General features: G+C 36.5%; 26 protein-coding genes and 1 pseudogene. 3 read left to right on the top strand and 24 right to left on the bottom strand.

What is annotated here, in order from left to right:
• Nucleotides 1-11 precede the first annotated feature (11 nt).
• From ACFQ3N_RS03035 to ACFQ3N_RS03020, 4 genes are all read right to left on the bottom strand, one after another.
• Nucleotides 12-875 (bottom strand): ABC transporter permease subunit, encoded by an 864-nt coding sequence (locus ACFQ3N_RS03035; RefSeq protein ID WP_390359781.1) that lies wholly within the window; start codon nt 873-875, stop codon nt 12-14.
• A gap of 62 nt (nt 876-937) precedes the next feature.
• Nucleotides 938-1,858 carry a glutathione ABC transporter permease GsiC gene (gene gsiC, locus ACFQ3N_RS03030; protein ID WP_390359413.1) on the bottom strand — a complete coding sequence of 307 codons (921 nt, stop codon included), beginning with the start codon at nt 1,856-1,858 and terminating at the stop codon, nt 938-940.
• A gap of 67 nt (nt 1,859-1,925) precedes the next feature.
• Nucleotides 1,926-3,536, bottom strand: coding sequence for a glutathione ABC transporter substrate-binding protein (locus ACFQ3N_RS03025; RefSeq protein ID WP_390359411.1), 1,611 nt, complete (start codon nt 3,534-3,536; stop codon nt 1,926-1,928).
• A gap of 20 nt (nt 3,537-3,556) precedes the next feature.
• On the bottom strand, nt 3,557-4,585 hold the full coding sequence (locus ACFQ3N_RS03020; protein WP_390359409.1) for an asparaginase: 1,029 nt from the start codon (nt 4,583-4,585) through the stop codon (nt 3,557-3,559).
• A gap of 431 nt (nt 4,586-5,016) precedes the next feature.
• On the opposite strand from ACFQ3N_RS03020, the gene ACFQ3N_RS03015 reads away from it, so the two are divergent.
• Nucleotides 5,017-5,499: a hypothetical protein gene (locus ACFQ3N_RS03015; protein ID WP_390359407.1), complete on the top strand. Its 483-nt coding sequence runs from the start codon at nt 5,017-5,019 to the stop codon at nt 5,497-5,499.
• Between the two features lie 73 nt (nt 5,500-5,572).
• On the opposite strand, the gene ACFQ3N_RS03010 is transcribed toward ACFQ3N_RS03015, so the two are convergent.
• From ACFQ3N_RS03010 to ACFQ3N_RS03000, 3 genes are all read right to left on the bottom strand, one after another.
• Complete coding sequence (locus ACFQ3N_RS03010) at nt 5,573-6,274, bottom strand: EAL domain-containing protein (protein WP_390359779.1); 702 nt, start codon at nt 6,272-6,274, stop codon at nt 5,573-5,575.
• Between the two features lie 207 nt (nt 6,275-6,481).
• Complete coding sequence (locus ACFQ3N_RS03005; protein WP_390359405.1) at nt 6,482-6,919, bottom strand: YkvA family protein; 438 nt, start codon at nt 6,917-6,919, stop codon at nt 6,482-6,484.
• Between the two features lie 178 nt (nt 6,920-7,097).
• The gene (locus tag ACFQ3N_RS03000) at nt 7,098-8,489 is read right to left on the bottom strand and encodes an NAD-dependent succinate-semialdehyde dehydrogenase (protein ID WP_390359403.1); all 1,392 of its coding nucleotides are present in this window, start codon (nt 8,487-8,489) and stop codon (nt 7,098-7,100) included.
• A 270-nt stretch (nt 8,490-8,759) separates the two neighbouring features.
• Here ACFQ3N_RS03000 and ACFQ3N_RS02995 point away from each other — a divergent pair, with 270 nt between their 5' ends.
• Nucleotides 8,760-8,996, top strand: coding sequence for a hypothetical protein (locus tag ACFQ3N_RS02995; RefSeq protein ID WP_390359401.1), 237 nt, complete (start codon nt 8,760-8,762; stop codon nt 8,994-8,996).
• Nucleotides 8,997-9,199: 203 nt separating this feature from the next.
• Here ACFQ3N_RS02995 and ACFQ3N_RS02990 read toward each other — a convergent pair whose 3' ends face one another.
• The 12 genes from ACFQ3N_RS02990 to ACFQ3N_RS02935 all read right to left on the bottom strand — a co-directional run bounded on the left by ACFQ3N_RS02990 (nt 9,200) and on the right by ACFQ3N_RS02935 (nt 20,341).
• Entirely contained in the window at nt 9,200-10,648 is a 1,449-nt protein-coding gene (locus ACFQ3N_RS02990; protein WP_390359400.1) for an aldehyde dehydrogenase family protein, read from the bottom strand.
• Between the two features lie 32 nt (nt 10,649-10,680).
• Nucleotides 10,681-11,688 carry a branched-chain amino acid ABC transporter permease gene (locus tag ACFQ3N_RS02985; RefSeq protein WP_390359398.1) on the bottom strand — a complete coding sequence of 336 codons (1,008 nt, stop codon included), beginning with the start codon at nt 11,686-11,688 and terminating at the stop codon, nt 10,681-10,683.
• The gene (locus tag ACFQ3N_RS02980) at nt 11,685-12,536 is read right to left on the bottom strand and encodes a branched-chain amino acid ABC transporter permease (RefSeq protein WP_390359777.1); all 852 of its coding nucleotides are present in this window, start codon (nt 12,534-12,536) and stop codon (nt 11,685-11,687) included. Before ACFQ3N_RS02980 ends, ACFQ3N_RS02985 begins: the two co-directional genes overlap by 4 nt.
• 14 nt (nt 12,537-12,550) lie before the next feature.
• On the bottom strand, nt 12,551-13,261 hold the full coding sequence (locus ACFQ3N_RS02975) for an ABC transporter ATP-binding protein (RefSeq protein WP_390359396.1): 711 nt from the start codon (nt 13,259-13,261) through the stop codon (nt 12,551-12,553).
• An 81-nt stretch (nt 13,262-13,342) separates the two neighbouring features.
• Nucleotides 13,343-14,608: an ABC transporter substrate-binding protein gene (locus ACFQ3N_RS02970; RefSeq protein WP_390359394.1), complete on the bottom strand. Its 1,266-nt coding sequence runs from the start codon at nt 14,606-14,608 to the stop codon at nt 13,343-13,345.
• A gap of 26 nt (nt 14,609-14,634) precedes the next feature.
• A complete protein-coding gene (locus tag ACFQ3N_RS02965; protein ID WP_390359392.1) occupies nt 14,635-15,201 on the bottom strand; it encodes an amino acid synthesis family protein in 567 nt (188 codons plus the stop codon).
• Nucleotides 15,202-15,347: 146 nt separating this feature from the next.
• Nucleotides 15,348-16,049, bottom strand: a complete 702-nt coding sequence (locus ACFQ3N_RS02960; protein ID WP_390359390.1) for an ABC transporter ATP-binding protein — start codon at nt 16,047-16,049, stop codon at nt 15,348-15,350.
• Nucleotides 16,050-16,104: 55 nt separating this feature from the next.
• Nucleotides 16,105-16,893, bottom strand: a complete 789-nt coding sequence (locus ACFQ3N_RS02955; protein ID WP_390359388.1) for an N-acyl homoserine lactonase family protein — start codon at nt 16,891-16,893, stop codon at nt 16,105-16,107.
• 20 nt (nt 16,894-16,913) lie between these two features.
• A complete protein-coding gene (locus ACFQ3N_RS02950; protein ID WP_390359386.1) occupies nt 16,914-18,149 on the bottom strand; it encodes an alpha/beta fold hydrolase in 1,236 nt (411 codons plus the stop codon).
• Between the two features lie 35 nt (nt 18,150-18,184).
• A complete protein-coding gene (locus ACFQ3N_RS02945) occupies nt 18,185-19,096 on the bottom strand; it encodes an NAD(P)-dependent oxidoreductase (protein ID WP_390359384.1) in 912 nt (303 codons plus the stop codon).
• A 47-nt stretch (nt 19,097-19,143) separates the two neighbouring features.
• Nucleotides 19,144-19,794: a GntR family transcriptional regulator gene (locus tag ACFQ3N_RS02940; RefSeq protein ID WP_390359382.1), complete on the bottom strand. Its 651-nt coding sequence runs from the start codon at nt 19,792-19,794 to the stop codon at nt 19,144-19,146.
• 13 nt (nt 19,795-19,807) lie between these two features.
• Complete coding sequence (locus ACFQ3N_RS02935; protein WP_390359380.1) at nt 19,808-20,341, bottom strand: carboxymuconolactone decarboxylase family protein; 534 nt, start codon at nt 20,339-20,341, stop codon at nt 19,808-19,810.
• A 131-nt stretch (nt 20,342-20,472) separates the two neighbouring features.
• Here ACFQ3N_RS02935 and ACFQ3N_RS20440 point away from each other — a divergent pair.
• Nucleotides 20,473-20,764 (top strand): annotated as a pseudogene (locus ACFQ3N_RS20440) (IS4 family transposase); the annotation flags it as partial.
• 53 nt (nt 20,765-20,817) lie between these two features.
• On the opposite strand, the gene cbpA reads toward ACFQ3N_RS20440, so the two are convergent.
• From cbpA to ACFQ3N_RS02910, 5 genes are all read right to left on the bottom strand, one after another.
• Complete coding sequence (gene cbpA / locus ACFQ3N_RS02930; protein ID WP_390359378.1) at nt 20,818-21,447, bottom strand: cyclic di-AMP binding protein CbpA; 630 nt, start codon at nt 21,445-21,447, stop codon at nt 20,818-20,820.
• Nucleotides 21,448-21,621: 174 nt separating this feature from the next.
• Nucleotides 21,622-22,635 (bottom strand): NADP-dependent oxidoreductase, encoded by a 1,014-nt coding sequence (locus ACFQ3N_RS02925; RefSeq protein WP_390359775.1) that lies wholly within the window; start codon nt 22,633-22,635, stop codon nt 21,622-21,624.
• Nucleotides 22,636-22,805: 170 nt separating this feature from the next.
• Nucleotides 22,806-23,804 carry a 4-hydroxythreonine-4-phosphate dehydrogenase PdxA gene (gene pdxA / locus ACFQ3N_RS02920; protein WP_390359376.1) on the bottom strand — a complete coding sequence of 333 codons (999 nt, stop codon included), beginning with the start codon at nt 23,802-23,804 and terminating at the stop codon, nt 22,806-22,808.
• Entirely contained in the window at nt 23,801-25,099 is a 1,299-nt protein-coding gene (locus tag ACFQ3N_RS02915; protein WP_390359374.1) for a four-carbon acid sugar kinase family protein, read from the bottom strand. The genes pdxA and ACFQ3N_RS02915 overlap by 4 nt, the downstream gene beginning before the upstream one ends.
• Before the next feature lie 29 nt (nt 25,100-25,128).
• Nucleotides 25,129-26,112, bottom strand: coding sequence for a 2-keto-3-deoxygluconate permease (locus ACFQ3N_RS02910; RefSeq protein WP_390359372.1), 984 nt, complete (start codon nt 26,110-26,112; stop codon nt 25,129-25,131).
• Between the last annotated feature and the right edge of the window lie 134 nt (nt 26,113-26,246).

Genomic DNA, 26,246 nt, shown 5'->3' with positions numbered 1-26,246 from the left:
TTCCTTAAAAACTAATCCGTAATTTTCGGATCTAGCGTATCTCTTAATCCATCACCAAGAAGATTAAAAGCTAATACCGTTAAAAAGATGGCAAGTCCAGGATAAAAAGTAACATGTGGTGCTGTGCTTAAATAATCTCTTCCACTACTCAACATTGCTCCCCATTCTGGAGATGGTGGTTGTGCTCCTAAGCCAAGAAAACTTAAACTGGCAGCGGTTAATATTGCTGTCCCTAATCTCATTGTAAAATTAACGATAATACTCGAGACTGTTCCCGGAAAGATATGTTTCCAAATAATTCTCCTATTCCTTGCACCAATTGACCGCGTTGCTTCAACATAAACAGATGATTTAGTCGAGAGAGCACTACTACGTACAATCCTCGCGAAATTTGGAATACTAAATATGGAAATGGCAATAACAACATTCACAAGGCCTGGTCCCAAGATCGCAATGATACCAATAGCTAATAATATTCCTGGAAAAGCAAATAATACATCACATGTTCGCATAATAATACTGTCCAACCACTTTCCATAAAAGGCGCTTATTAATCCAAGAATTGTACCTATTACAGCACCCAATAATACGGATGTAGCACCTACAGTCAATGAGATTCTAGTTCCTTCTAAGATTCTACTAAAAATATCTCTTCCATAAGCATCGGTTCCTGCTAAATGATCTAGTGATGCTCCTTGTAACACATTAGCATAATCAGGCTCTACGGAAGAATATGGTGTAATGATAGGTCCTAAAATCGCAATAATAACTAAAAGAAGGACAAAGCCCCCTGCCACCATTGCAAGACGTTGCTTTTTAAATTTCCTCCAAAACTCCTTAATTGGTGAACTTTTTTCTACGTTATCTGATTTCATCGGCAGTTCAGTTGCAAATTCTGCCGTTTCTGGATTAGCCATATTAGGGAACCCTCCTTTACTTAGTCATATCGAATTTGCGGATTAAGGAAGCCATAAATCAAATCTACTATTAGGTTAATAAGGATAAATTCTAGTGCAAACAATAGCATTTCAGCCTGAATAACCGGATAATCACGAAATGCAACAGAATCAATCAACAATCTACCCAGACCAGGCCAACTAAATACCGTCTCAATAACAACAGAACCACCTAATAGAAATCCAAATTGCAACCCAGTCATGGTAACAACCGGTATCATTGCATTCTTTAATCCGTGACCCCAAACAACTTTGTGCTCATTTAACCCTTTTGCTCTACCTGTTCTAATGTAATCATCTTTTAAAATATCCATTAGTGATGAACGTGAAAATCTAGCTACTACAGCTGCAACTGCTGATCCCAATGTAATGGATGGAAGAATATAACTTTTCCATGAATCGAGTCCTCCTGTTGGAAGCCAACCAAGTGTAACGGCAAACAATTGAATAAGTAGTAGTCCCAACCAGAAAGAGGGCATGGAAATACCTGACACGGCACCAATCATCCCTAAGTAATCCTGCCACTTATTTCGTTTAGTAGCAGAAATAACACCGATCAACAAACCAACAATAACTGCCCATGCCATACTCCAAAACGTTAACCAAAATGTTGGCATAAATCGCATAGCTATCTCATCAAATACTGGTCTACTCGTCTTTAAAGAGGTTCCAAGGTCTCCTTGAAATATACCTGAAACAAAAGTGAAATATTGTATATGTATAGGTTGATCTAAACCTAGATCTTTACGAACAGTCTCAACATCTTGCAATGTAGCATCCTGACCTGCAACTAATCTTGCTGGGTCACCAGGTATAAGATGAACGAACAAAAAGATAAATATGGATACTAAAAACAAAATTGGAATAATTCCAATTAATCTTTTGATTATATACTTTAGCATTTAATCACCCCTTGCTAAAAAATAGTTGAGCGCCGCAACAACTTACTACAGCGCTCAAATTTATAACTTATTCCAGGATTTCTAAATTCTCTAGACTTAAAGATCCATCAGGTAATAAATAGATACCTTCTAAATAGTTTTTCTTCCCAGCAATCGTATCATCAACAGATAGGAAAGCCCATGGCGCTTCTTCCCAGATGACTTCCTGAACATCAGCATATGCCTGTTCCCTTTCCGCTTCATCGCCTGTTGCCAATCCGTCTGCAATTAAACTATTTACTTCATCATTGTTATAGTAAGCTGTATTGTATGAACTAGGTGGGTATGCATTTTCTCCACCTACAAGCGGCCGTATTCCCCAGTCAGCATCTCCAGTAGATGGTGACCAACCACCATAATACATTTCGATTTCTGCATCTTCTGGGTTTTCCACAGACCAGATACTATCTGAAAGTGTACCGGATTCCATTGGAACCACTTCGAGTTCAATATTTATTTGTGCAAGTTGTTGCTGTATAAATTCCATCGCCTTGGTGACAGAAGAACTATTAGATCCCCACACTGTTGTTTTAAATCCATCTTCATACCCAGCTTCTGCTAACAAGTCTTTGGCCTTTTCTACATCAAACTCATAAGGCGTTTGACCAGAATAGAATTGGGTATTTGGAGCGATAATGGAATCCATTGGGCTAGCAAATCCATTCATTACAACTTCTATAAAAGCTTCTTTATTAATTGCATGGTTTACCGCTTGACGAACACGCACATCATTAAATGGTTCCTTTAGATTGTTCATTGCTAAGTAGCGAACAATAATAGATGGTGCATTTTCAACTACGATACCATCTGTTCCATTAACGCTTTCCGCTTGTTCTGTCGGAACGGGATAGATAAAATCAGCTTCACCTGTCTGAAGCATTGCAACACGTGTTCCATTTTCTGGTGTTGGTTTAAATGAAATAGAATCAGCTTCATTTCCAGTGGCATTCCAATAGTCCTCATTTTTTGTCACTGTTAAATGATCACCTGGTTGCCATTCTTCAAATACATACGGGCCAGTCCCTACTGGATTTTGTGAAACATCATCTCCATATGTTTCTAAAGCTTGTGGACTTATTAACATTCCCGCTGGATGTGCAAATGTATTAATCATCGCACCAAAAGGCTCGGAAAGAGTTACTTTTACGGTATGTTCATCAATTACCTCTGTTTTATCAATAAGTTCAAACAAACTAGAACGGATAAGTGTACTGTCTGGATCTGTAAGACGGTCAAGATTAATTTTTACAGCTTCTGCATTAAATGGTGCACCATCATGAAACGTTACACCTTGTTGTAGCTCAAACGTAAATTCTGTAGCATCGTCATTAACCGAGTAGTCTTCTGCAAGGACAGGAACTACGTTCATATCCTTATCAAAGCCGACAAGACCTTCTAGCATCGTTTTTTCGGCAGAATATGAAAGTGTGTCATTCGTATCATGCGGATCTAAACTGACAAAGTTAGCAGCAACTGCAATGGTTAAATCCTTTCCTTCTTTTTCCGCTGTTTCTTGTGGTTCAGCATCATCTACTTCTGTTTCATCATCTTCGGATGCCGTATTGTTAGAACACCCTACCAATACAATAATTAATACGACTAATAATGCAATTGATTTAAACCAATAATTGTTTTTCACTATTATTCCTCCTCATAAATTTAACCATTTAAAATGCTTTTGGGACTTTTTAATTGGAAAGTTGGAATTAGTTCCCCAATGATTTCATTTCTTGCGTTGCGTAATTTTGGATGATAATATTCTTCTAATTGTTCAATCTGATCATTCGTTAGTAATTCAAGTTGTACGAGTACTTCCATTACGGCAGGATATACTGCTCTGCCATTCCCATCTGCAACTTTCGCGGCAATACCGATGCCAGTTTCGGTATCTCCAATACAATAGACACCTTCTGCGCCAGCTTTTCCAAAAAACCTCCCCTCACCGACAGTCATAAAGTCCGAACAAAAACGATTTGTTCCTCCAACCATCTCAGGTGCTTCTGTCATTGCTTTTGTTATTCGACGAACTGTATTTTGCCTTTGATCTCCAAGTGTTTTAGGATTAGCCATTCGTGAAAAACCATAAGCAAGGCGATCTAATGGTAAACCATGTACAGGGACTCCACACCCATCGATTCCAATTTCAATTTCTTCTTTTGAATAATCACACATTTCGCTAATGACCTGAATAATTCGTTGTTGAACTGGATGGTTCTCTGAGTAGTATGTTTCAATTGGCTCACCCATAAATTTAGCGGTTGCTAACATCCCTGTATGCTTACCAGAACAGTTATTGTATAAGGGAGTTACATCTTTATTGTTTAGAATGAGATTTTTGTAAGTATCCTGCCACCGAGGAATATGGGTTCCACATTGTAACTTGTTGTCTTCAAGCCCGACTCGTTCTAAAATCGACAAAACCCGCTCTGTATGCATGGCCTCACCATTATGAGATGCTGTACAAAGTGATAAGTCTGCATCACTAAATCTGTAATGATCAGCCGCCCCTGTTTCCACAATTGGAATTGCTTGAAGTGGTTTCATAGAAGAACGTGCATACACTTTCCCTTTTGGATTTCCAGCATGATGTAGTAGGGTACCATTAGAATCAACGACAGCTATATGTACTTGATGGCTACTTTCTATGTGGTTTCCCCTTTGAACATTAACTAGATTACTAGATTCCATCAATTCACTCCTTTTTTTAATTTTTAGATAATAAAGTAATTTTAAATCATTACTTAACCAATTACAACCTATTTTTGATAATTATTAAAATAATTTTAATTTTTTATATCATTAATTGGATATTCTTAGATTTCAACACACCCATTAAACCCTGTTAATTCTAAAAATGAATGCTATAAAAACAGTTAGTTCCCATAAATCATAGCCCTCAAATTGAATTGAATAGATTGCAATACCCTTTTCATGTAGTAAAAAATTTAGATCCTTAGGCTTTTTGTCCCCCCAAAATATCTTTAAAACCATCCATTTTGAAAACTGAACAAACTGATTCACCCAGTTATCTATGATAATCGGATCTTGTAGACCGATTATATGATACAATCACCCTGTGAGAAGGAAATAAATAGTATACTCTCTCTATGGAGGAACTTATGAACAAGTGGTTTTATTTTAATTTCTTACTACTGATTGTGGCTGCATGGAAAATTTCCACCAACTATGCATTCCCACAACTTCACATACATATTCTGTTTGGTATGGTGGCATTGATATTAATACTATTCAATTGGACCCGTCACGCGGTTTTTTCCACCATCCGTTCCTCTACAACTAGAAGCAAAAAAATCAAATATGCGAATTTATCCAAAAGAATTCTACCGTTTCACAGGTGGATCGGTACGACTGCATTACTCCTAATCGTTATACACGCGACTCTTGTCATTAATCAATTCGGATTTGACTGGAAAAACATGAAAATAGTAAGTGGACTTTTGACAGGCAGTGTTTTAGTTGGAGTTGGAGTTGTTATAAGTGGATGGATGCGACGAATCAAACCCTCCTGGAGGAAACGCATAACACATTTACGACTAGGATTAATGATGTTTTTTCTGATTTTATTGCATATTATCTTGTAGGAAACTGAATACAATCTCGCTATGTAAAAAGCCACCCAAGTTTGAGTGGCTTTTTACATAATTTCATTCGACATTAATCGCTAAAAACTGGGAAGTGACAGGCACCTTTAAGATACCATTCTGCAAATTCGTGAACGGGTAAGGGGTGACTATAAAAGTATCCTTGTCCATAGACGTCCTGCTCCATTAAGATATCCAGCTCTTCCGCTGTTTCAATTCCTTCTATAATTACCTTTGCCTCTAGTCTTTTCCCAATTGAAATGATAGTTTTTAGTAACGAACGGACTCTGCTGTCAACTAATGCATCATTTAGAAATGATTTATCAATCTTTAATTCATCAATTCTAATATTTCTAATCATACTAAGGGATGAGTATCCTACACCAAAATCGTCCAAAGAAATCCCTACTCCCAGTTTACGTAATTCAAAGATACTTTCCTTAGCATCTTCATAAAATAAAAGCGCAGATTCAGTTATTTCAAGTGTTATCAGTTTGGGATCAACCTTTTCCTCGAAAAGAATCCTTTCTATCCGCTCAACTATATGTGGATTCATTAGTTGCTTGGTTGATATATTAACCGAAATCGGGAAAGTTGTGAGTCCCTTTTCCTTAAAAAACTTTGTGTGTCTGCAAGTTTCCCGCAATACCCACTCGCCTATCGGAATGATTAAACCACTATCTTCAGCAACTGGTATAAACTCATCAGGCTTGATTTTACCTAGATCACATTCCCAACGTAAGAGTGCTTCTGCCCCTGCTAAGCGCCCGGTTATAATATCATTTGTGGTTGGTAAAAAACTTCTAATAGATAGATTTCTATTCCCTTGTAAGTTAACTATATTAAAAGCTTCATATTTTGAATGTTTTATAAAAAAATGCTAGAACCACATGCATCAATAATATGCATACGGGCTCTAGCATCTCTAAACTAAAATTATCTATTCGACACCATTCAACATAAACCAGGAAGTGACAGGCACCTATTTTGATTTAAACTTTTCTTCTATTTCTCCGTGCTCATCATAGTTATCACCGAAAATCATAATCATTCTCTCATGTGCTTGCTGTTTTACCGGGGCGTCAATATGGGATATTACACTATATAACGCATAAACAATAACGGTAATATCATCCGTGAAACCTACTACAGGTACAAAATCCGGAATAAGATCTACCGGAAAGATTAAATACCCAAGAGCTCCAGCAATCGTCAATTTAGCAGACTTTGGTGTAGTAGGACTTTTAAATGAATAAAATAAAAGTAGGCTATAATAAGAAACCTTCACTCCCATTTTTTTTGCATATTTAAGTAATTTGGTAAGGTATTTTTTCTCAGAAAAGTGCTTTTCTTTACCCTTTACCGCTTCAATAGGATTCAAGTTTTCTAGTACTTTTTTGTAGTTTTTATCTTTTGTCATCTTTATCCTCCAAGGTGTTTGATGTATTACTCAACTACGATTATATACTAAACAGGATAAACCCCAAAATTTAAAAAGCTACTAGGATATCCTAACAGCTTTTCTTAACTACTCATCCATTCGATAACATTCAACATAAAACGGGAAGTGACAGGCACCTCTCTATACACCCTCCCTCCTACAAGTTACCGATAGATAGGTACTTGGTTTCTAGGTATGGTTCTATTCCTTCTGTTCCACCTTCTCGCCCGAGTCCACTTTCTTTCATGCCTCCAAATGGTGCATGGGCAGCTGAAGGGCCTCCATCATTCCAACCGATAATACCAAAGTTCAAGTGCTCATGTAGGTAAGTACCGGTTTTATAATTATTCGTAAAGAAGTAAGCAGCAAGGCCATTTGGTGTACTATTGGCAACTTCAACTGCCTCTTCCATGTCCTTGAAACTTGTAATAGGTGCTACTGGACCGAATGTTTCTTCATCCATAATAGTCATGCTAGAATCTACATTTTTTAAAACGGTTGGATGTACAAAGTAAAAACCTTTTTCATCATCTATATTGTACTCGTTCCCAGTTAAAACTTGAGCACCTTTTTCAATTGCATCATTTACTTGAGATACAATCTTTTCATAGCCTTTCTTATTAATAATTGGTCCTATATCAATTCCTTCTTCGGTACCATTACCTATTGTTAATTTTTGAACTTCTTTTGCTAACTTCTCTGCGAAAACATCCACGATACTTTCATGTACGATAATACGATTGGCGCAGACACAAGTCTGTCCTGCATTCCTGAACTTAGAAGCAACTGTCTGTGTAACTGCAAAATCAAGATCAGCATCCTCAGATACAATTAGTGGCGCGTGTCCTCCTAATTCCATAGTGACATGTTTCACAGTATCGGCGCTGTTTTTAATCAGCTGTTTGCCAACAGGTGTGGAACCAGTAAAGGTAATTTTTCGCACGAACTCACTACTGGTAAACAATTCACCAACCACACTACCTTTTCCATTCACACATTGAACTGCATCAGTTGGAATACCAGCTTCATGAGCAAGTTCAATTAATCGAATAGTTGTTAGAGGAGTCTCCATCGCTGGTTTAACAATAAACGTGCACCCGGCTGCTAAAGCAGGTGCGGCTTTTCGAGTCATCATTGCAGCTGGGAAATTCCAAGGTGTAATCGCTGCGACTAGTCCAATTGGTTGTCTATTAACAATAATTCGTTTAGATTCACTGGATGCTGGGATTGTACGGCCATAGATTCTTTTTGCTTCCTCAGCATACCAATCAATATAACTGGTTGCATAATCAACTTCTCCCAACGATTCCTTTAGTGGCTTACCGTTCTCCATAGTCATTATTTCTGCTATTGATTCTTTATTTTCTTGTATCTTTTGAGACCATCTTCGTAATAATCTTGAACGCTCGTGTGCATTAATGGCTGACCATTTTTTAAAACTTTCATGACCACTTTTAATTGCCTGTTTGATCTCATCTTCTGAATTGACTTTGACATCCTTAACTAAATCACCAGTGGCAGGGTTATACACGCTAAACGTATTTGACATTTGCTTTACACTCCTTTTAAGTTAGATAATATTGCTCTACACACTAAACCTCTTTAATCAAATACCTTTTCTAAAATCTTCATTCCTTTTGATAATTCTTCATCACTAATAACTAGCGGTGCTAGGAAACGAATCACGTTACCTTTCAAACCTGCTGAAAGCAATTAATAACGTAGTATTTATTGCTTCTGTTGAAGCATATTAAAGTACTTATCCAATTCTCCGGGTTTAAATTTAGAAGGTGCAGAATTTCTTGCTGGACTCGGTGCAATGGTTATCGGCGCAGATAACGTTGCACTTGAGCAAGACCCACCAAAAGGAGTGCATGAATTTCCAGTTCACACGTATTTGCTTGCAAAGGCCGGCATTCCAATTATAGAACTTGTTTTTCTCAATGAGCTTGCAAAAGAAAAAATCTATCAAGTTGGATTTATTGGAAAAGTGATGCCAATTAAAGGAGCAACAGGAGCACTAATTCAACCAATTGTCTTTCCTTTTAAGAAATAGATAGAAAAATTGATGCTACTGCTAACCTAAATTAGGTAGCACCAGTTTTATTCTATATTAAGATAGATAACAAGATAGATAACTTTATTAACCATACTTTTCCCCGAAATGAAAGTGATCACTTCGTTTCAGTATTGTATTCATACAACTAGCATTCAATTCGGCAATTTTCAACATAAATCAGGAAGTGACAGTGGCATCTCTTAATATAGTTTAATTCCAATAAACTTGATATCTGTCATCTCTTCGATAGCATATTTGACCCCTTCTTTTCCTATTCCACTGTTCTTAATTCCACCGTAAGGAATGTGGTCATAACGGCGAGTTGATACATCGTTGATCCATACACCGCTAGCTTCTAGAGAATCTGCTAAACGCATAGCACGGTTAATATCACAAGTAAAAACTGCTGCATGTATCCCTAAATCAGTATCATTTGCATACTCTATTACTTCTTCTTCTGATTTAAATGGTAATATACTTACGATTGGCGCAAACACTTCAGCACATACAACTTTCATTTCTGGATTGGCATCATCTATTACAGTTGGCTCTAGTATTCCTCCATCTCTTTTACCTCCTGTTAAGACGTTTGCTCCTTGATCAACCGCTTCTTTTATCCATGATTCAGCTCTTACCGCAGCATCTTCAGTAATCATTGGACCAACATTTGTGGATTCATCTAAAGGGTCTCCTGTTTTTAATGCTTTAATTTTTTTAACGAGTTTTTCCTTAAACTGATCATGAACTTCCTGATGCACATAAATTCGTTGTGCTGAAACACATGTTTGACCAGCATATGTAAAACCTCCCATAACAATAGCATTTACTGCTACATCAAGATCCCCATCTTCAAAAATAATGTTTGGTGCATTTGCACCTAATTCTAATGTAACTTTTTTCTTTTTGGCCATTTCATTTATTTTCCAGCCTACTACACCACTACCTGTAAATGTAACTTTTTTAACTTTAGAATGTGTAACGAGTGGTTTAACCAGCTCTTGACCAGTGCCCATTACAATATTAAACGCTCCTTTAGGCAATCCAGCTTCTTCAAATAATTTATAAAGCAATACTGGAGAAAGTGGGGTTTTTTCAGCTGGTTTCAATACGATTGTGTTACCCGCTGCAATGGCAGGAGCTACCTTATGAAGCACGAGGTTTAATGGGAAATTAAATGGTGTTATTGCAGCAACTACGCCTAAAGGCACACGTTTAGTAATCCCAATTTGGTTTTCACCACCCACTGCACTGTCCATTGGAATTTGTTCTCCATAAATTGACTTAGCTCCTTCAGAGGAAAATCTCAGAACCTGGATAGCTCGAGCCACCTCTCCTCGACTTTCTCCAATAGGTTTACCAGCCTCTAATGAAAGCAATTTGGTAAATTCCTCACTTCTTGATTCTAATAGATCAGCAGTTTTTCGTAATATTTCTGAACGTTTATAAGCTGGCACCTTCTTCATTGATTCGTGAAATACATCATCAGCATTTTCGACAGCTTCATTAACATCATCTATAGTGGCACAAGATATTTCACCAATTAGTTCGTTATTATAGGGATTTAAGACCTCTATTTCATCCCTGCCTTCTTTAGATTTCTCGATACCATTAATAAAGGATCCAAAATAATGAGTACCCTTATTTGTCATTTCTATTTCCCTCCATTTCTCTTGTGAAAAAATCAAGCACCTTTTTTAAGAGATTGTATTTCTTTTTCCTTTTTACTTTCTTTTTTATTTTTCCACCTGTCTAGCAAACCTAGAATTCCTTTTGGAAGAAATAATATAATTAACATTAGAATTAATCCGTAAACAACTCGGTCAATTCCAGGAAAATCTGCAGCAAATTTATTTAAATAAGATGATAATGGGACTAATATTACCGCACCAATTATTCCCCCAAATAAGTTTCCGATTCCACCGGCGATAGAATAAATAATAGGATTTAAAGCGGTATGAAAACTGAATGCTGTATTAGGTTCAATTAGCCTAAAATAAGAAACATATACTGTTCCAGCAGATGCTGCTAAGCTCGCACTAACGCAAAAGGTTATTAACCGTATTCTAAAGACTCTTATACCTACAGCCCTTGCTGCCCTCATATCTTCACGAATAGCTGATAATTTATAACCAAAACTAGATTTAGTCAACATCCAAATAATAAACGTACTGAAAATCGTAACGGATAAAGCTAAAAAGTAATATGGTAACTGACTATCCCAAGACATATTTAGGAATCCAGAAGGGCTTATCTTTAATGGAATGGTTATGCCGTAATCTCCACCAGTATATTTATCATAATATCTAAATAGCACTCCCATTCCTATTGTAAAAACAAAAGTAACTAATGAAAAATAATGACCAGAAAGCCGACAAACGAAAAATCCTAACATTAGTGCAACTATTCCGGAAACTAACATAGCTACTGGAAAGCTAAATATTGTGGGAATTCCCCATGATGCAAAATATGCTGTAGTATATGCCCCAAGTCCAAAGAACGCTATATGTCCTAGTGAATACATTCCTCCATTACCGGCTAACAAAATCCAGCTTTGAGCAACAGCAGACCAGATCATAATGGAAATAAATATGTCAAGCAGATATCCATTTGATTGAAATACAAAAGGTAAAATAATAGATACTACAAACCCTATAATTATCATTAAATAGCTTAATTTCTTGAATATCATGCTCTCCCTCCCATCAAACCTTGTGGCCTAAGTACTACAACGGTCATAAATACTAGAAATAACATTACAAATTCTAATTCCGGTGCTAAATAAACTGCTGTAAAGTTTTGTACGAATGATACTATAAAAGCACCAACTATTGTACCAAATAAGTTACCTAATCCACCTAATACTACTGCGGTAAACGCTAATATTACAAAAGGAAGACCGCCGGCAGGAGTAAGTGTATAGTAAGTAGAAATTATACCACCCGCTGCTCCAGTAAGTGCAAACCCGATACAAAGTGCAACTAAATAAATGAATGACCTATTAATTCCCACCATGCCTGATGCAATTGGATTATCTGCAACTGCTCTAATTTTTGTGCCTAATGTTGTTCTATATAATATAAAAAATGTTATTGCTACCATTATTAAAGATAACACTGCAGCAATTAAATACGATTTATAGATTACTAGTGACCCTACATGGATATATACTGACTCATTGTTCATGCTAATTGACTCTGACCCAAATATCATTAATATCAAATTTTCCATAACAATATTAAAACCAATTAAGCCAAGTATCTGTCGAACAGAATCATCAGCAGGGATAAATCGTAGATAGCAATAATATAGTAAAATGCCAATAACAGTTAGCATTAACATTGCAGGGATAATGGAGAAAAAGGGATGACCGCCTATTATAGACCATGAAACATAGGTTAAGTAGCCCCCTGAAATTAATAGTCCACCATGTGCAAAGTTGACTATGTCTAAGATACCAAATATTAATGATAAACCTAATGCAACTATTACAAGAACGAACCCTAGCATTATAGAATTAGTTATGACTTGCAACAACATATCCACAATATCACCTACCTTAAATAGTATTCCGCTAATTCTGACTTATTAAGCCTATCAGCGTTTCCAGAGTGCACCATTTTTCCTTCTCTCATCACATAAATATTTGAACAAACAGATAATGCTAATTCAGAGGATTGTTCAACCAATAAAATTGACAAATCTGTTTTAAGTAACTTTGGAATTACTTCGTAAATTTGCTCAATTATAATTGGAGCCAATCCTAGTGAAGGCTCGTCAATCAATAAAACTTTAGGTCTCATCATCAAGGCTCTAGAGATAACCATCATTTGCTGTTCTCCACCGCTCAAGTTACCTGCTTTTTGGTTACTTCTTTCTTTTAGTCTAGGAAATAGATCATACACAAATTCCAAATGTTCCTTTATTTCGTTTTTATTTAATTTTATTGAATATGCAGGAAGTAATAAATTCTCTTTAACAGTTAAGGAAGCAAATGGTAATCGTCCTTCAGGAATTAAACTTACTCCCATTCTGGACATTTCATACGACTTCTTAGATGTCACATCTTTGTCCATATATTTTACATTGCCTTTTGATACTGGTAACACTCCTGATAATGCTTTTAATAATGTTGTTTTACCTGCTCCATTCGGTCCAATGAGGCCAACAGATTCACCAATTGGTACAGTAATACTCAAATTGTCTACAGCGACTACCTCTCCATATTGAACCTTTAAATCATGCGTCTCCAGTATTGCTTTCAAATATTTTCACCTACTTTATTTTTTATTACATCATTTTGAAGGATACTATCCTTCAAAATGATGTAATTAAATATGATAATTTTAATTAACTTTGAATATTGGTTCTGTACTAGATATTTCCTTTGGATAAACAGTTCTTGGTACACCATCAATCCATTCAACTAGAGCCGGAATAACGTCTGCGTTCATACCTGTTTCATCAAAACTAATATTTCCTCCTGTCATAATCGAAGGAATATCTAAGTTAGCTACTGCATCCCGTACCTCCTCTGGATTGGAAGTTCCAGCTGTTTCAAGAGCTTCTTTAAGTGCGTACACCATCGCATAGTCCTCCCCGGCTTCTTGTGGTGCAAAAGGTTCATCGAACTCATCCATATACTTTTGGTTAAATTCCTCTGCACCATCATAAGGGAAATCCCAGTTCCATCCGACTGTTGCAAAAGAGCCATTTCCAGCATCGCCTGTAGCTTCTTTAAATTCTTTGATTACGTATGCACCACCATTACCGAGGAACGTTCCTTCATAACCCATCCCACGAAGTGTTTTCATGATCATACTTACATCAGCAATTGCTCCTCCAACATATACAAGATCTGGATCTGGATTTAAAATTTTTGTACTCATACTAGTCGCATCAGTTATCCCTGGTTGATAATATTCTTCTACCGGAACATCCACCCCTAGTTCCTTAAATTGTTTTGCAGTCGCCTGCCCTACAGTTTTATTAGAAGATTGATTATCTGCTACTATCGCAACTGTCTTTATTTCCTGATTATGTGTTTGGCTTAAATCCATCAAAGCATCAACTGCCAATTCTCCCATCACACTAGCTTTCTCTGGGAATTGAAAGACATATTCATATCCTCTATCAGTTATTTCATCTGTAAACGACTGTGATAGCATTGGTATCTTTTCCTGTTCTGTAACTGTACTAGCTGCAACAGTATAGGCACTAGCCCATAATCCTATTACCGCTGTCAAATCTGGGTTTTCTTGAATTACCCTACGCGTTACTGAAGCTGCATGACTTGGATCGGCACTACCTGCATCTGCAGTTATTAATTCAAGGTGTGCACCATCTAGAGATTTAATCCCTCCATTATTATTAATTTCTTCAATTGCTAACTCAGTACCTTTGACAACATTCTCTCCATTTTGGGCAAATGGTCCGGTTAAAGGTGCAATAACTGCAACTTTAACCGTATCTACATCGGCACCGGAATCTGAACCGGAATCTGAACCGGAATCTTCACCATCAGAATTTGAGGCACTACTACAACCTGCGACAAACAAAAGGAAAAACATAAAACAAACTGATATTGATAAAAAATTAATTTTATTTTTCAAAATTTTCATCCTTTCATTTACATTTTTTATACACTATCGGTACTTGGACTCCCTATTCTAGCGAATGGTCTCCCAGTATTTGAGATTGAAAGAGCTATTACAATTTCATCTTGTCGTGGAGCATCAGGAATGCTAAACATTACACTCATATGATGTGCTCTCAGCTTGTGATCATCTTTATGCTTCAAGGGAACTATGATGGATCCACCAGGCCCAGTTCGATATTCTGATGAAACAAGACCTTCCAATCCTTTCATTTTATTTCGTACAGGTGTTCCAAACTTAAGGTTATGAGCAATAGCACATCCATGCTCAACCTCAACATTTAATCCTACGACTGCTGCTTTTCCAACACCTTCTGTATCTTTTAAATCCCATCCGGTAGCTTTCTCTATTTCACTACTTAAAACTTCAGATAAGTAGTTACTATAAGTGTCAATTAAAGGAGATAGATCTTCCTGAAATTCTGAAGCATATTCATCATGAATTACTGCTGCAGCTGTTGCTATAATCCATGGGTTTTCTACTTCTTTTTCACCTTCAACTAGTGTCTTATCAATAAATGTAACAATCTTCCTTATATTTTTTTCCATAATCCACTTTCCTCCTCTTATCGGTTAATCTCATATACCTTGCCTAAAGAAGTATTCCTTCTCTCCTTTCTGTTATATTAGAACCAGATAAAATTAGTAAGTTATAAAGCGCATATAATATCACTTACAACTGAGTAAATAGTTTGCTAGACCTTCTGCTTACCTAGGTATGCTTCAATTACAACTTCATCTGATAAAACTTCCTCTGTTTCACCTTCAGCAATTAATTCTCCCTGGTTAAGCACATATACTTTGTTAGCTAATTTCCGAAGTGCACTGATAACGTGTTCAACCAATACTACTTTAATAGAGGAAGAAGCAATTTCATTTTTCACAATATTTACTAGACTATCAACTTCTTGTTCGTTAAGTCCTTCAAATAATTCATCCAATAATAAAACCTTTGGTTCAGTCATTAAAGCTTTTGCAAGTTCTAATCTTTTCCGCCCTGCTAAATTCAATTGACCAGCAGTTGAATGAGCATGCTTATCTAATTCAAGAATTTTCAGTAATCGTTTTGCTTTTTCTTGTGAATCATTTAAGTTATTAACACCTAAACCACAAGTAACTATATTTCTTTCTACAGTTAAGCCAAAGAAAGGACGTGGTATCTGAAATGTACGGGAAATCCCTTTTCTATTTACTGTCTCAGGATTTAATTTTTTTTTGTTTGAATCACCGAACAATTCGACTGTTCCACCACTTGGACTAACTTCCCCAGCTATTACCGATAATAATGTAGATTTCCCAGCACCATTTGGACCAATTATTCCACATATATCCGAGTCATCATTGATAGATAAAGTCACATTGCTTAAGGCTTTAATTGCTCCAAAACTAACACTCAAATCTTTAACTATTATAATAGTGAACACCTCACTCAAAGTGTATTACGTATTTTTATCAACTTATTTTCACAATAATATTTTCCAGTTCAGGACTAGCTGCTTGAAATCTTTCCATCACCAAAGGATCATGTCCAGGAACAATGATTGATGAAGGGTCACTCACTGAACGAATCAAATCGAAAGCATCATACATTTTTGCTAGATCATGAACAACATTAAATGGGCGATCTTCTTCAAGATTTTTATAATAATGGCTCACATCAGAAGTTAAGATTACATTCCCCTGATTAGTTTTAACCTTTACAAATTGTAATCCTGGAGAGTGACCACCAGCGTTATATACTGTAATACCAGGAACAATCTCCTTATCTCCAGAAATAAAATTAACCTTCCCGTCAAAATTTTCTTTTACTAGATGAAGTACATCTTCTACCTCCACTAATTGCCTATACTCTTTTCGGGAAACATATTTTCCTGTCCAAAATGCCATTTCAGTTTCCTGCAGTACAAATTTAGAATTTGGAAACTTCTCTAAATTCCCTATATGATCATAATGCATATGTGTAACTATTACATAAGGAATATCCTCTACTTTAATTCCTAGTTGTTCCAAGGACTTAATAGGACATCGCAAAAAAGTACGGTTTCTCTTTTTTGCAACAGATTCATTAAAACCAACATCAATAACAATGGTATGTTTTTTGGATTTTGCAATCCATATATAGTAATCCATTGGCATAGAGTAGTTTTCATGGGGGTCTGTACTCCCATGAAAATGTTCATGTGCTATTGCATCTCTGGTTGCATACTTAATTGCATAGACTTCATAAATATCTTCACCCATTCTACCCCCCCTTTCTCCTCCTATTTTGAAGCTTCTTCTAGAATTGGTTTAAAATATTCCAGAAATCCAATTGGATTTTCAGACATAGGGAAATGACCCATTCGTTCCATTTTGACAAAGGTTCCATTCATTCTTTTGGCTGCCTCTTCACTCATTTCCGGAGTACAAGAATAATCATACTCACCACATAAGATCCACAAAGGACACTTTGCTTTACCAATATGTTTAGATAAATCTGGAAAGTCATGACTATAAAAGTAAGTATCACCTTGATAAACTCCAGGTCCTCCTTGAGAGTACTCCCAAAGTACTAATCTGCGATAATTCTCTGGGCTTTCAGGTGACATTAGGCCTGCAACCCACGAAGACAAGAATTGTCCTGCATGTACTTGCGGATGATTCGTCCATTTTACTTTTCTTCCCGCAGATCCAAAACCACCTTCTAATGAGATTACTCCTTTAAATAAATCTCCATATTTATCTGCTAGATATAAAACAATTGCTCCTCCCATAGATGAACCGGATATAATTGGTTTCTTATCGAATAAATTAGTAGCCTTCATGAAGTTGAATATCCATTCTGTATATAATTCAGTTGTTAATCTATATGGTTTTTTCCACCATCCTTGAGGCGGTTCCGATTTTCCATGATAAGGTAAATCAAACGCAAACATGTGCCATTTTTTTTGTAATTCTTTGTTGCCTAGTAAATGCTTATATTGCCTTGAATCAGAACCTGCAGTATGTAGGAAAATAACAGGTTGACCCTGACCAGCCTCTTCATAGTAGGTTACATAATCTTCTCCATTTACACCCATGGATACATAGTGGCCATTTATTGATTGCGGATCATAACCACTTTCCCCGTTAACTGGATGTGGATTACTCTCACGTGCTAAATACAAAATTCTCTCAATAATATTAATTGACTGTGCCCATCTTAATCGGTTTCCATCAATTGTTACTCCTTCTACCTTTGCAATCATCGCCTGCAACGTGTTATGAAAGGCTGGGGCAACTGGTGCTAGGAAGTTGTTCCATGCTTCTTCAGGTATATTTATTGTAAAATCCCAAACATTGTCAATTGTAACTGTATCTTCGTAAAAAATAGACTTATTTTCTACCGTCCAGATAAAACTTCCCTCTCCAATTTTTAATAGAAATGAGAAAGAATGGGAGTTAATCATATTTTGTAATTCAATGTCATTTTGTACCTTCTTGTACCAATTTTGCTTAATACTAGTGATTGTACTCATTTATTCACTCCTCTTCATCAGTAAATTTTTTATATTTACGTATTAGCTGGCTGGTCCTCTGCAATACCGACCATTTCTTCTAAATAATTCACAATGGTAGTAAAGTCACGATTACCACCGCCTTGAGTAACAGCGTATTTCCATAATTGAGTAACACCACTTCCTAACCACATCGGTACATCTAGTTCCTCCGCTAACTCCATACAAAGTTTTAAATCCTTATACATTAAATCTGTAGTAAATCCGTAATCAAACTTACCTGTTAAGATAGATTTAGGAAATTTATCAGTAGTTGCCGTATTTCTACCGCTACCCGCATTAAAAATTGAAATTAATACTTCTGGATCTATTTCTGCCTTTTTCCCTAAAACAACTGCTTCAGAAGTTATGGCTAAGGCTGCACCAGACAATAAATTGTTAGCAACTTTTACTATTTGTGCCTGACCAATCTTATTACCAACGTAAAACACGTTTTTTCCAATTATATTTAACATGGGGCTAATCTTTTCAAAAACAATTTTTTCACCAGATGCCATAACAGCTAAAGTACCCTTTACAGCACCTTGCACCCCTCCACTCACAGGTGCATCTAAAGTTCTTATTCCTTTTTCCTCTAAGCCTTTTGCAACTTCTATCCCTACTTTTTGTCCAGTCGTAGATAGGTCAACATAGGTATTAATTTTATTACCAAAAATAATTCCATTTTCCCCCATGGCAACCTGTTTAACAATTGCAGGAGTTGGGAGACTAACAAATACTATTTCTACCCTGTCTGCCACTTCTTTTGGTGAATCAGCAATGTATGCGTTTTCATTTTCAAAATAACTCAAAGCTTCTTGATTTTTATCATAAATTACCAATTTATAGCCATTATTTAGAAAACGTCTAGCAAAATGATGACCCATATTACCAACACCTATAATTCCTATCTCAGTTAAGTTATCCATGTATCGTCCTCCTTATATTTAAAAAGTTGGGAGCTCAATAGTATGACCTATTCTGTTACAATTTTCTCTAATATAGATAATCCCCTATTTTTTTTCTTCTCTAAAATTACTTCAATACACTTATAATCTTTCTCTTCTAATCCCTTCACTAGTTCCTTATATTCCTGCATTGATCTGATTAAACTCTCAGGATGGGATAGCGTTAGGTAACGAAACGTAGTCCAACGTTTATTCAATTTCTGGTATAAATCAATAATTACAGTGTTACCGGGTAATTCAAAAATTTTGAGTTGTAAATCCTCGATTAGTAAAAAACACTCCTCAAAATTAGCTTTCTCAATAGCTTTCTCCATTTGTTCTAATACACTATAAAGATCATTAACTTGTTCAGTCTGTAAAGTTTCCACTGATTGCTTTAGAATATTTACTTGTATAATATAAACCGCATCATACAAATCAAATATTTCTTTTTTGGTATGCTTTTTTACGATTACGCCTTTTCTCGGGATGCGTTCAACAATACCTTGGTTTTCTAGTGAATAAAGTGCTTCTCTAATTGGTGAACGACTAGTACCATAGATTTCTGTTAATTCATTTTCAATTAAACGATCTTCAGGTTTGAAAGTCCCTTCAACAATTTTAGTAGCAATGTCTTCTGCTATTTTTTGAGATAAAGTTAGTAAATCAAATTCTGCCACAGAATCCCACCAATCAAGTGTTATTTTCTTGTAAATGTTCCGAAATTATTTCATTAGCTGTTCTAAAACTATCTACCGCAGCAGGAACACCTACATATATTGCGCACTGGAGCAAAACCTCTTGAATTTCCTCAGGAGTACAACCATTTCTTAGAGCTCCAGTTGTATGAGTTTTAAATTCATGAGGTCTGTTAAGAGCAGTTAAAATGGCTAAGTTTAGCAGACTACGAGTTTTTTTCTCTAGTCCTGGTCGAGTCCAAATCTCTCCCCAACAATATTCTGTCACCAATTGTTGCATTGGTCTGTTAAAATCAGTAGCATTGTTCAGTGATTTATTAACATAGTCTTCACCGAGTACACTACGTCTCACTTTTAAACCTTTTTCAAAATTATTTTCCATACACACACCTACCTTATTAGTATTTTTAATTATATTGAACATTGTATACAATCCACAATATTCTGTCAATACCAATATTATAAATTTTGTAAATTTTAAAAAATATTTACACTCACTTCCAAGCAGTATTAAAAATAAATCTGGCAATATTAAAAAACTGCTAAAAATAATGGTTTACTATAGAACCATTATTTTTAGCAGTTTTTTAATTACTCAACTTTCGCATCTAGAAAAACGTAGTTCATTAAGATGCCTGTAAGGCTAGTATCAGTTGAAGTGTAGCAAATACGACAATCGTTTTTGCCAGATACATTGTATTTTCTTGGTAAAATCGGTGTAGTACCGACCAACGGACACTAGGCGGCATGTTTTATGAATTTTGTGATAAAATAAATGATCTCGGTTGGGCTATCGCACTTTTAGCAATTAATCGAGCTTCTTGAAGATACCCTGAAAAAGAGTAACAAGAAAATGAAAAGACTCCCTCAAAGTCAACTAAAACAATGGATTGCATTTTTACCCAACCACATCAAGGCATACCTGTCTATTTCAGCCTGCAAAGTTAAGTAATTATATTAATCTTTATTTGACACAGCCCACATAAACCAGGAAGTGACAGGCACCTAATTCAACTTCTCAATATCTGTAACAGTAAAATTATTCTTATCCAAGTCTTTTTCAATTTCTTTGGCCATTGCCTCGTCTACTTCTTTTGGTAGCACGATACAGACTCTTCTTACGTATTTTGAATTATTATTGAGTGAAATAACACTCTGTACATTACAATACTTATTAATGATCTTCAGCATTTTCCGTAACACTCCAGAATACTCAATGGTTCCAATTGTAAAGGAATAACTACCGTTGTGAACACCCCAAGCGTTTTCCAGCACTTGAATGACATTACCATTAGTTAATATTCCTAGAAACTCTTTGTCCTCGTCAACAACTGCAAGAAATGGCAATCTTTTAATAGATGAGAACACTTTAAAAAATGCGTCATCACTCTTAACATAACTATTTTCCCGATCAGAAATGAGTTCAGTTACTGGACCGTCTAATAAATTTTCCTTTTCATATTCCAACAAATCCACTTTATAAATATTTCCTACATATTTCTTTTCTGCCTGGTCTAAAACTGGAATACATCTATATCCCGTTTCCTCCAGTTTTATCATTACACTTTGTATGCTGTCATTTTCATTCACAAACACAACATGATTCTTATCTAAGTAATCATTTTTGACTAGCATCCCATTCCTCCTTGAATCAATATGTAAACCTACTACCGTACAGAGTAGATTCTTACTCTATTTTCCTATATTTTCACACTAATAGCAATAAATAAAATATTCAATGCGTAGAAGGAATTTTTTCATCTAATCAAAAAATAAGGTACGTCCCGTTAACGGAAACGCACCAACCTTTTACTCCAATTCAGATACTTTTACAATTGCTTTCCCAAGGTTTGCACCTTTAAACAAGTCAAGAAATGCATCAATTGTCTGATCGAACCCATCTGTAATGGTTTCTTCATATTGCAATTTCCCTTCTTGCAGCCATTTTGCTAATGCTTGTGATCCTTCTTTGAAACGGGAAGCATAATCACCAACAGTAAAGCCTTTCATCACTGAACTTGTTTTGATCAAGTAGCTCTGAACGCGTAAACCAATATCAGCTTCCTCATTATTATAAGCCGAGATCGCTCCGCAAACTGGGATACGCGCAAATTTATTAAGTAATGGAAGTACGGCATCACCTATTTCCCCACCAACATTTTCATAATACACATCAATTCCATCAGGGCACTTTTCAGCTAAAGCAGTCTTCACATCATCTGTTTTATAATTAACCGTTGCATCCAACCCAAGTTCATTCTTAAGGTATTTTATTTTTTCATCAGAACCAGCGATCCCGACAACACGCGCGCCTTTAATTTTTGCGATCTGACCAACAACTGACCCAACAGCACCAGCCGCTCCTGACACAACAACCGTTTCACCTTCTTTAGGCTGTCCTATATCCAACAATCCAAAATAAGCGGTTAACCCTGTCATACCTAGCACACTTAAATAGGCAGAGGCAGGCGCAAGATTTGTATCAATTTTTCGAATAGAAGAGTCTTTCGCAACTGAATATTCCTGCCATCCGAGTGAACCAGTTACAACATCCTTTTCTGCAAACTTAGCAGATTTTGACTTGACGACTTGACCGATTACACCGCTCGTAATTACGGAATCCAACTCAAATGGCGGAATGTAAGATTTCACATCATTCATTCTGCCTCTCAAATATGGGTCAACCGAGATATAGATGGTTCGAATCAGCACTTCACCTTCTGCCGGTTCACCGATTGGTGCTTGAACAAATTCAAAGTCCTCTTTCACGGGTGTACCCACTGGCCTTTTCACAAGTTTAATTTGTTGTTGCAAACCGATCATCCTTTCTTTCATACTTTATTACTTTCAACTATACAGCCACAGCTATTTCTTATCCAATGATAAACTCAATATAAAAACTGTTAGCAGTTAACTACTAACAGTCTTTATATACCTATTTCGTTATTCGGCACCTTTCAACAAAATTGGGAAGTGACAGTGCACCCTCCCACCTACTTCTCCGGTGCTAGCTCAATTGCTTGTCTTAACGCTTCTAACATGCTTCTTTCATCTACTATCCCTGTACCGGCGATATCAAAAGCGGTTCCATGGTCAACACTGGTTCTAATAATTGGTAACCCAACTGTTATATTCACTCCAGCTTCTAGTCCTAATACCTTGATTGGACCATGACCCTGGTCGTGATACATGGCAAGTACGATATCAAAGTCACCACGTTGCGCTCGGAAGAATAACGTATCAGCCGGTAGTGGCCCTTCTACATCTAGTCCTTCTTCCGTAGCACGTTCAACCGCGGGAATAATTTTCTCCTCTTCTTCACCATAACCAAACAATCCATTTTCTCCGGCATGAGGATTAATCCCACATACCCCTATTTTAGGCTGTTTGACACCGGAGTTAGTTAGCGTTTCATGGGCTAACCGAATAACTTTATAAACACGTTCTGGATTAATCATATTGATAGCATCGATAATACCCACATGTGTGGTTACATGAATTACTTTTAACTTAGGTGAAGACAACATCATAGAGAAATCTTTCGTATCTGTTAACTCCGCCAAGATTTCTGTGTGTCCCGGATAAATATGTCCACCTTTATGCAATGCTTCTTTGTTTAAAGGTGCGGTACAAATAGCGTCAATTTGCTCACTATTTGCGAGTTCAATGGCAGTTCTTAAATATTCAAATGCAGCATTTCCAGCTTCAGAGGAGACCTGTCCAAAAGGTAGATCTTCAGGAAGTAAATCTAAATCATAACATGCAATTTCACCCGCATTAGTTGTTGTGAAATCCGAATTACCATCTACTTTTGTAATAGTAATATCCGTCTTTAAAATCTCTGCAGCACGCGTTAGCATTTTTGCATCCCCAATCACAATCGGATGTGACTGCTCATATACGTGATTGCTTTGTAGACTTTTCACAATAATCTCTGGACCTACTCCTGATGCATCCCCCATAGTAATTCCTACTATTGGTTTTTTACTCATTTTTTATGAACTCCCTTCAATTCCTGCATCGCATGATAAATGGAATCTTTTTTTCCAAATGCTCCTGCTTTTGTTACGACTTTATATTCCAAATCCATACCGATTAACGTACCTAAAGGAATACCTGCTTCGATTTGCTTTATCAAACGGAAACCAATCCCACCTAAGTGACGTGAGGTGTCTTTCGCTGTATCTCCGCCTGTCAGCACGAGACCCGTAAGATCTTTATTTGCTTCGGTGATAATTGCTACAATTTCACCAATAGCTCCAGAGATCTTTTCTCCGATTTGGTTATCTGTTAGCTTTCGTTTTTTACCGACTTTCTTTACGTTTTCTCTTATTTCCTGATTGGAAGGAACATACAGAACGATATCATTTCCTTCTTCTAATGCTTTAAGAGAATCAGCAATAATACTTTCTCTTAGTGTTGTCCAATCATTCTCAAAAACTTGCAACGTGTTTAATTCCACAGCAGTTACATTTGGCTGACTTGCCGCAAACTTTACTTGATCCTGGGTAACTTGTGATAAACTCCCACAAACCGTCATGACACGGCCAGATTCGGAAAAAGTCCGTTGGTCTGTATGTTGATTGATTCCCAGTACTTCTGGCAACACTTCAGCAAGTCCAGCAGAACCGGCCCAAATAATCCGTTCTGAAACATCAGCCATCTTTTGTGCAGCTTGTTGTAAATGATCTTGAGTCTCTGCATCACAAACAATATAGTTTATATTATTATGTTTAAATTTATTTACTTTTTCCCAAAAAACAGATGAATCTGCTTCAATATCAGCAATCTTCAACAAACCAACTGGCTCCCCGATTTCTTTTTCTAAAATCTTTGGGATAGACGATTCCGTAACCGGATGCTTCGGGTCTTTTGAAATTTCTGTATCTGCAATTTTTTCTCCATTAACATAATGAATGCCATCTTTAGTCGTTCTACCAAGCGGAGGGAATGCCGGAGCAATACATACAAACTCCGGCTTAAATACATCATAAAGAATATGCAATTCTGTTCCAATATGCCCTCTTAAGGTTGAATCCATTTTTTTATAAATAGTTGGATAGCCTGCTTGTTTTAAAAATTGGCCAGCCTCTCTCGTCTTAGATGCTGCATCTTCTCTTGACAATGCACGTGAATTCGTATCGATTACTACTCCGTTATCCAGATGATCCTTATTTTTTGGGATATCAAAAAGAACGGAAGTATTTATACCTTTTTCGGTAAGCTGAACGCCACTATCATTTGCCCCAGTTAAATCGTCTGCAATAATTCCTATTAGTTCCTTCATGTTGATTCCTCATTTATAACAGATTTATTTTAATTAACTATAAAGTCATCTGGTGCTTTAATACCTTTTTTGTCTAAACGTTTTACTAAAAACCCGATATATAACGGAAGTAGAATTGCTGTTGTTACAGTCGATGCAGCAACTTGTACAGTAGCCAAGTCAACATGCGCTGCAAAACTTGCACTAGCAGCTGCAATTGCTGCTGGAGTTGCTACGGCGTTACCTGCTGTTGAACCTTCTGCAGCCCCTGCAATCGGATTCCATTTAAGCGATTTAAATACGAAATAACCGGCTGTACCAGTAATAAATACTGTTGCTAATCCAAGAATAATTCCAGATAATCCACCTTCAATAATTGCTCCAAAGTCAATTCCCATACCTAAAGCAAATGCGAAGAATGGAATTAACATGGAACTACCTTTATCAAAGAACTCTCTCATTTCCTCATCTAAGTTACCTAACACCATACCAACAATAATTGGTAATAATACCGCAATAAATGAAACGAATGAGAACAATCCGTCAACAAATCCCATAGCTCCGAAAATAGATAGTGCTACCATCGTAAAGAAAGGACCATCATTTAAAGCTAGTAAAGAATATGCTGCACGGTCTGTTTTATCACCATATTGACCAACTAGCGCTACATACAAGCCACCATTACTATTTGTCATAGCGGCAATAATGGCAATTGGTGCTAGACCTAGCCAAAGACCATCAGATCCAGCGAACATGTATGCAAGCAAACCAAATGCTGCACCAACTACCCATTTGGTAGTTAACAATGTTGCCCCTTTTCCTAAACTAACTCCAACATTACGAAAATTAATTTGTGCCCCTGTACATAATAGAAATAGTGCGATAAGCGCACCTGCCCCGTCGACAAATAATGCCTGTGTGAAGTTTCCGATCCTTAGTAAATCAGGTGCAACCGTATTTAGTGTTGCAGCAAGCAACAACGGAACTACCATCATACCTCCTGGAATTCTTTCTAATGTAGCTTTGATCTTCATTTTATATCCCCCTCGTTTTGTAATCGTTTTATTATGAAACAAAAATAATAGTAAAGCGTTTTCATTAGTAATGATAAAATATGTTGTCATAAAATGCAACATATTTTTATAATTTTTCACAAAATACTTTATAG

This window comes from Virgibacillus byunsanensis (assembly GCF_042675965.1).
Classification (GTDB): domain Bacteria; phylum Bacillota; class Bacilli; order Bacillales; family Amphibacillaceae; genus Virgibacillus_R; species Virgibacillus_R byunsanensis.
Note: the sequence above shows the minus strand (reverse complement) of the source record. Positions and strands in the feature narration are given on the sequence as shown.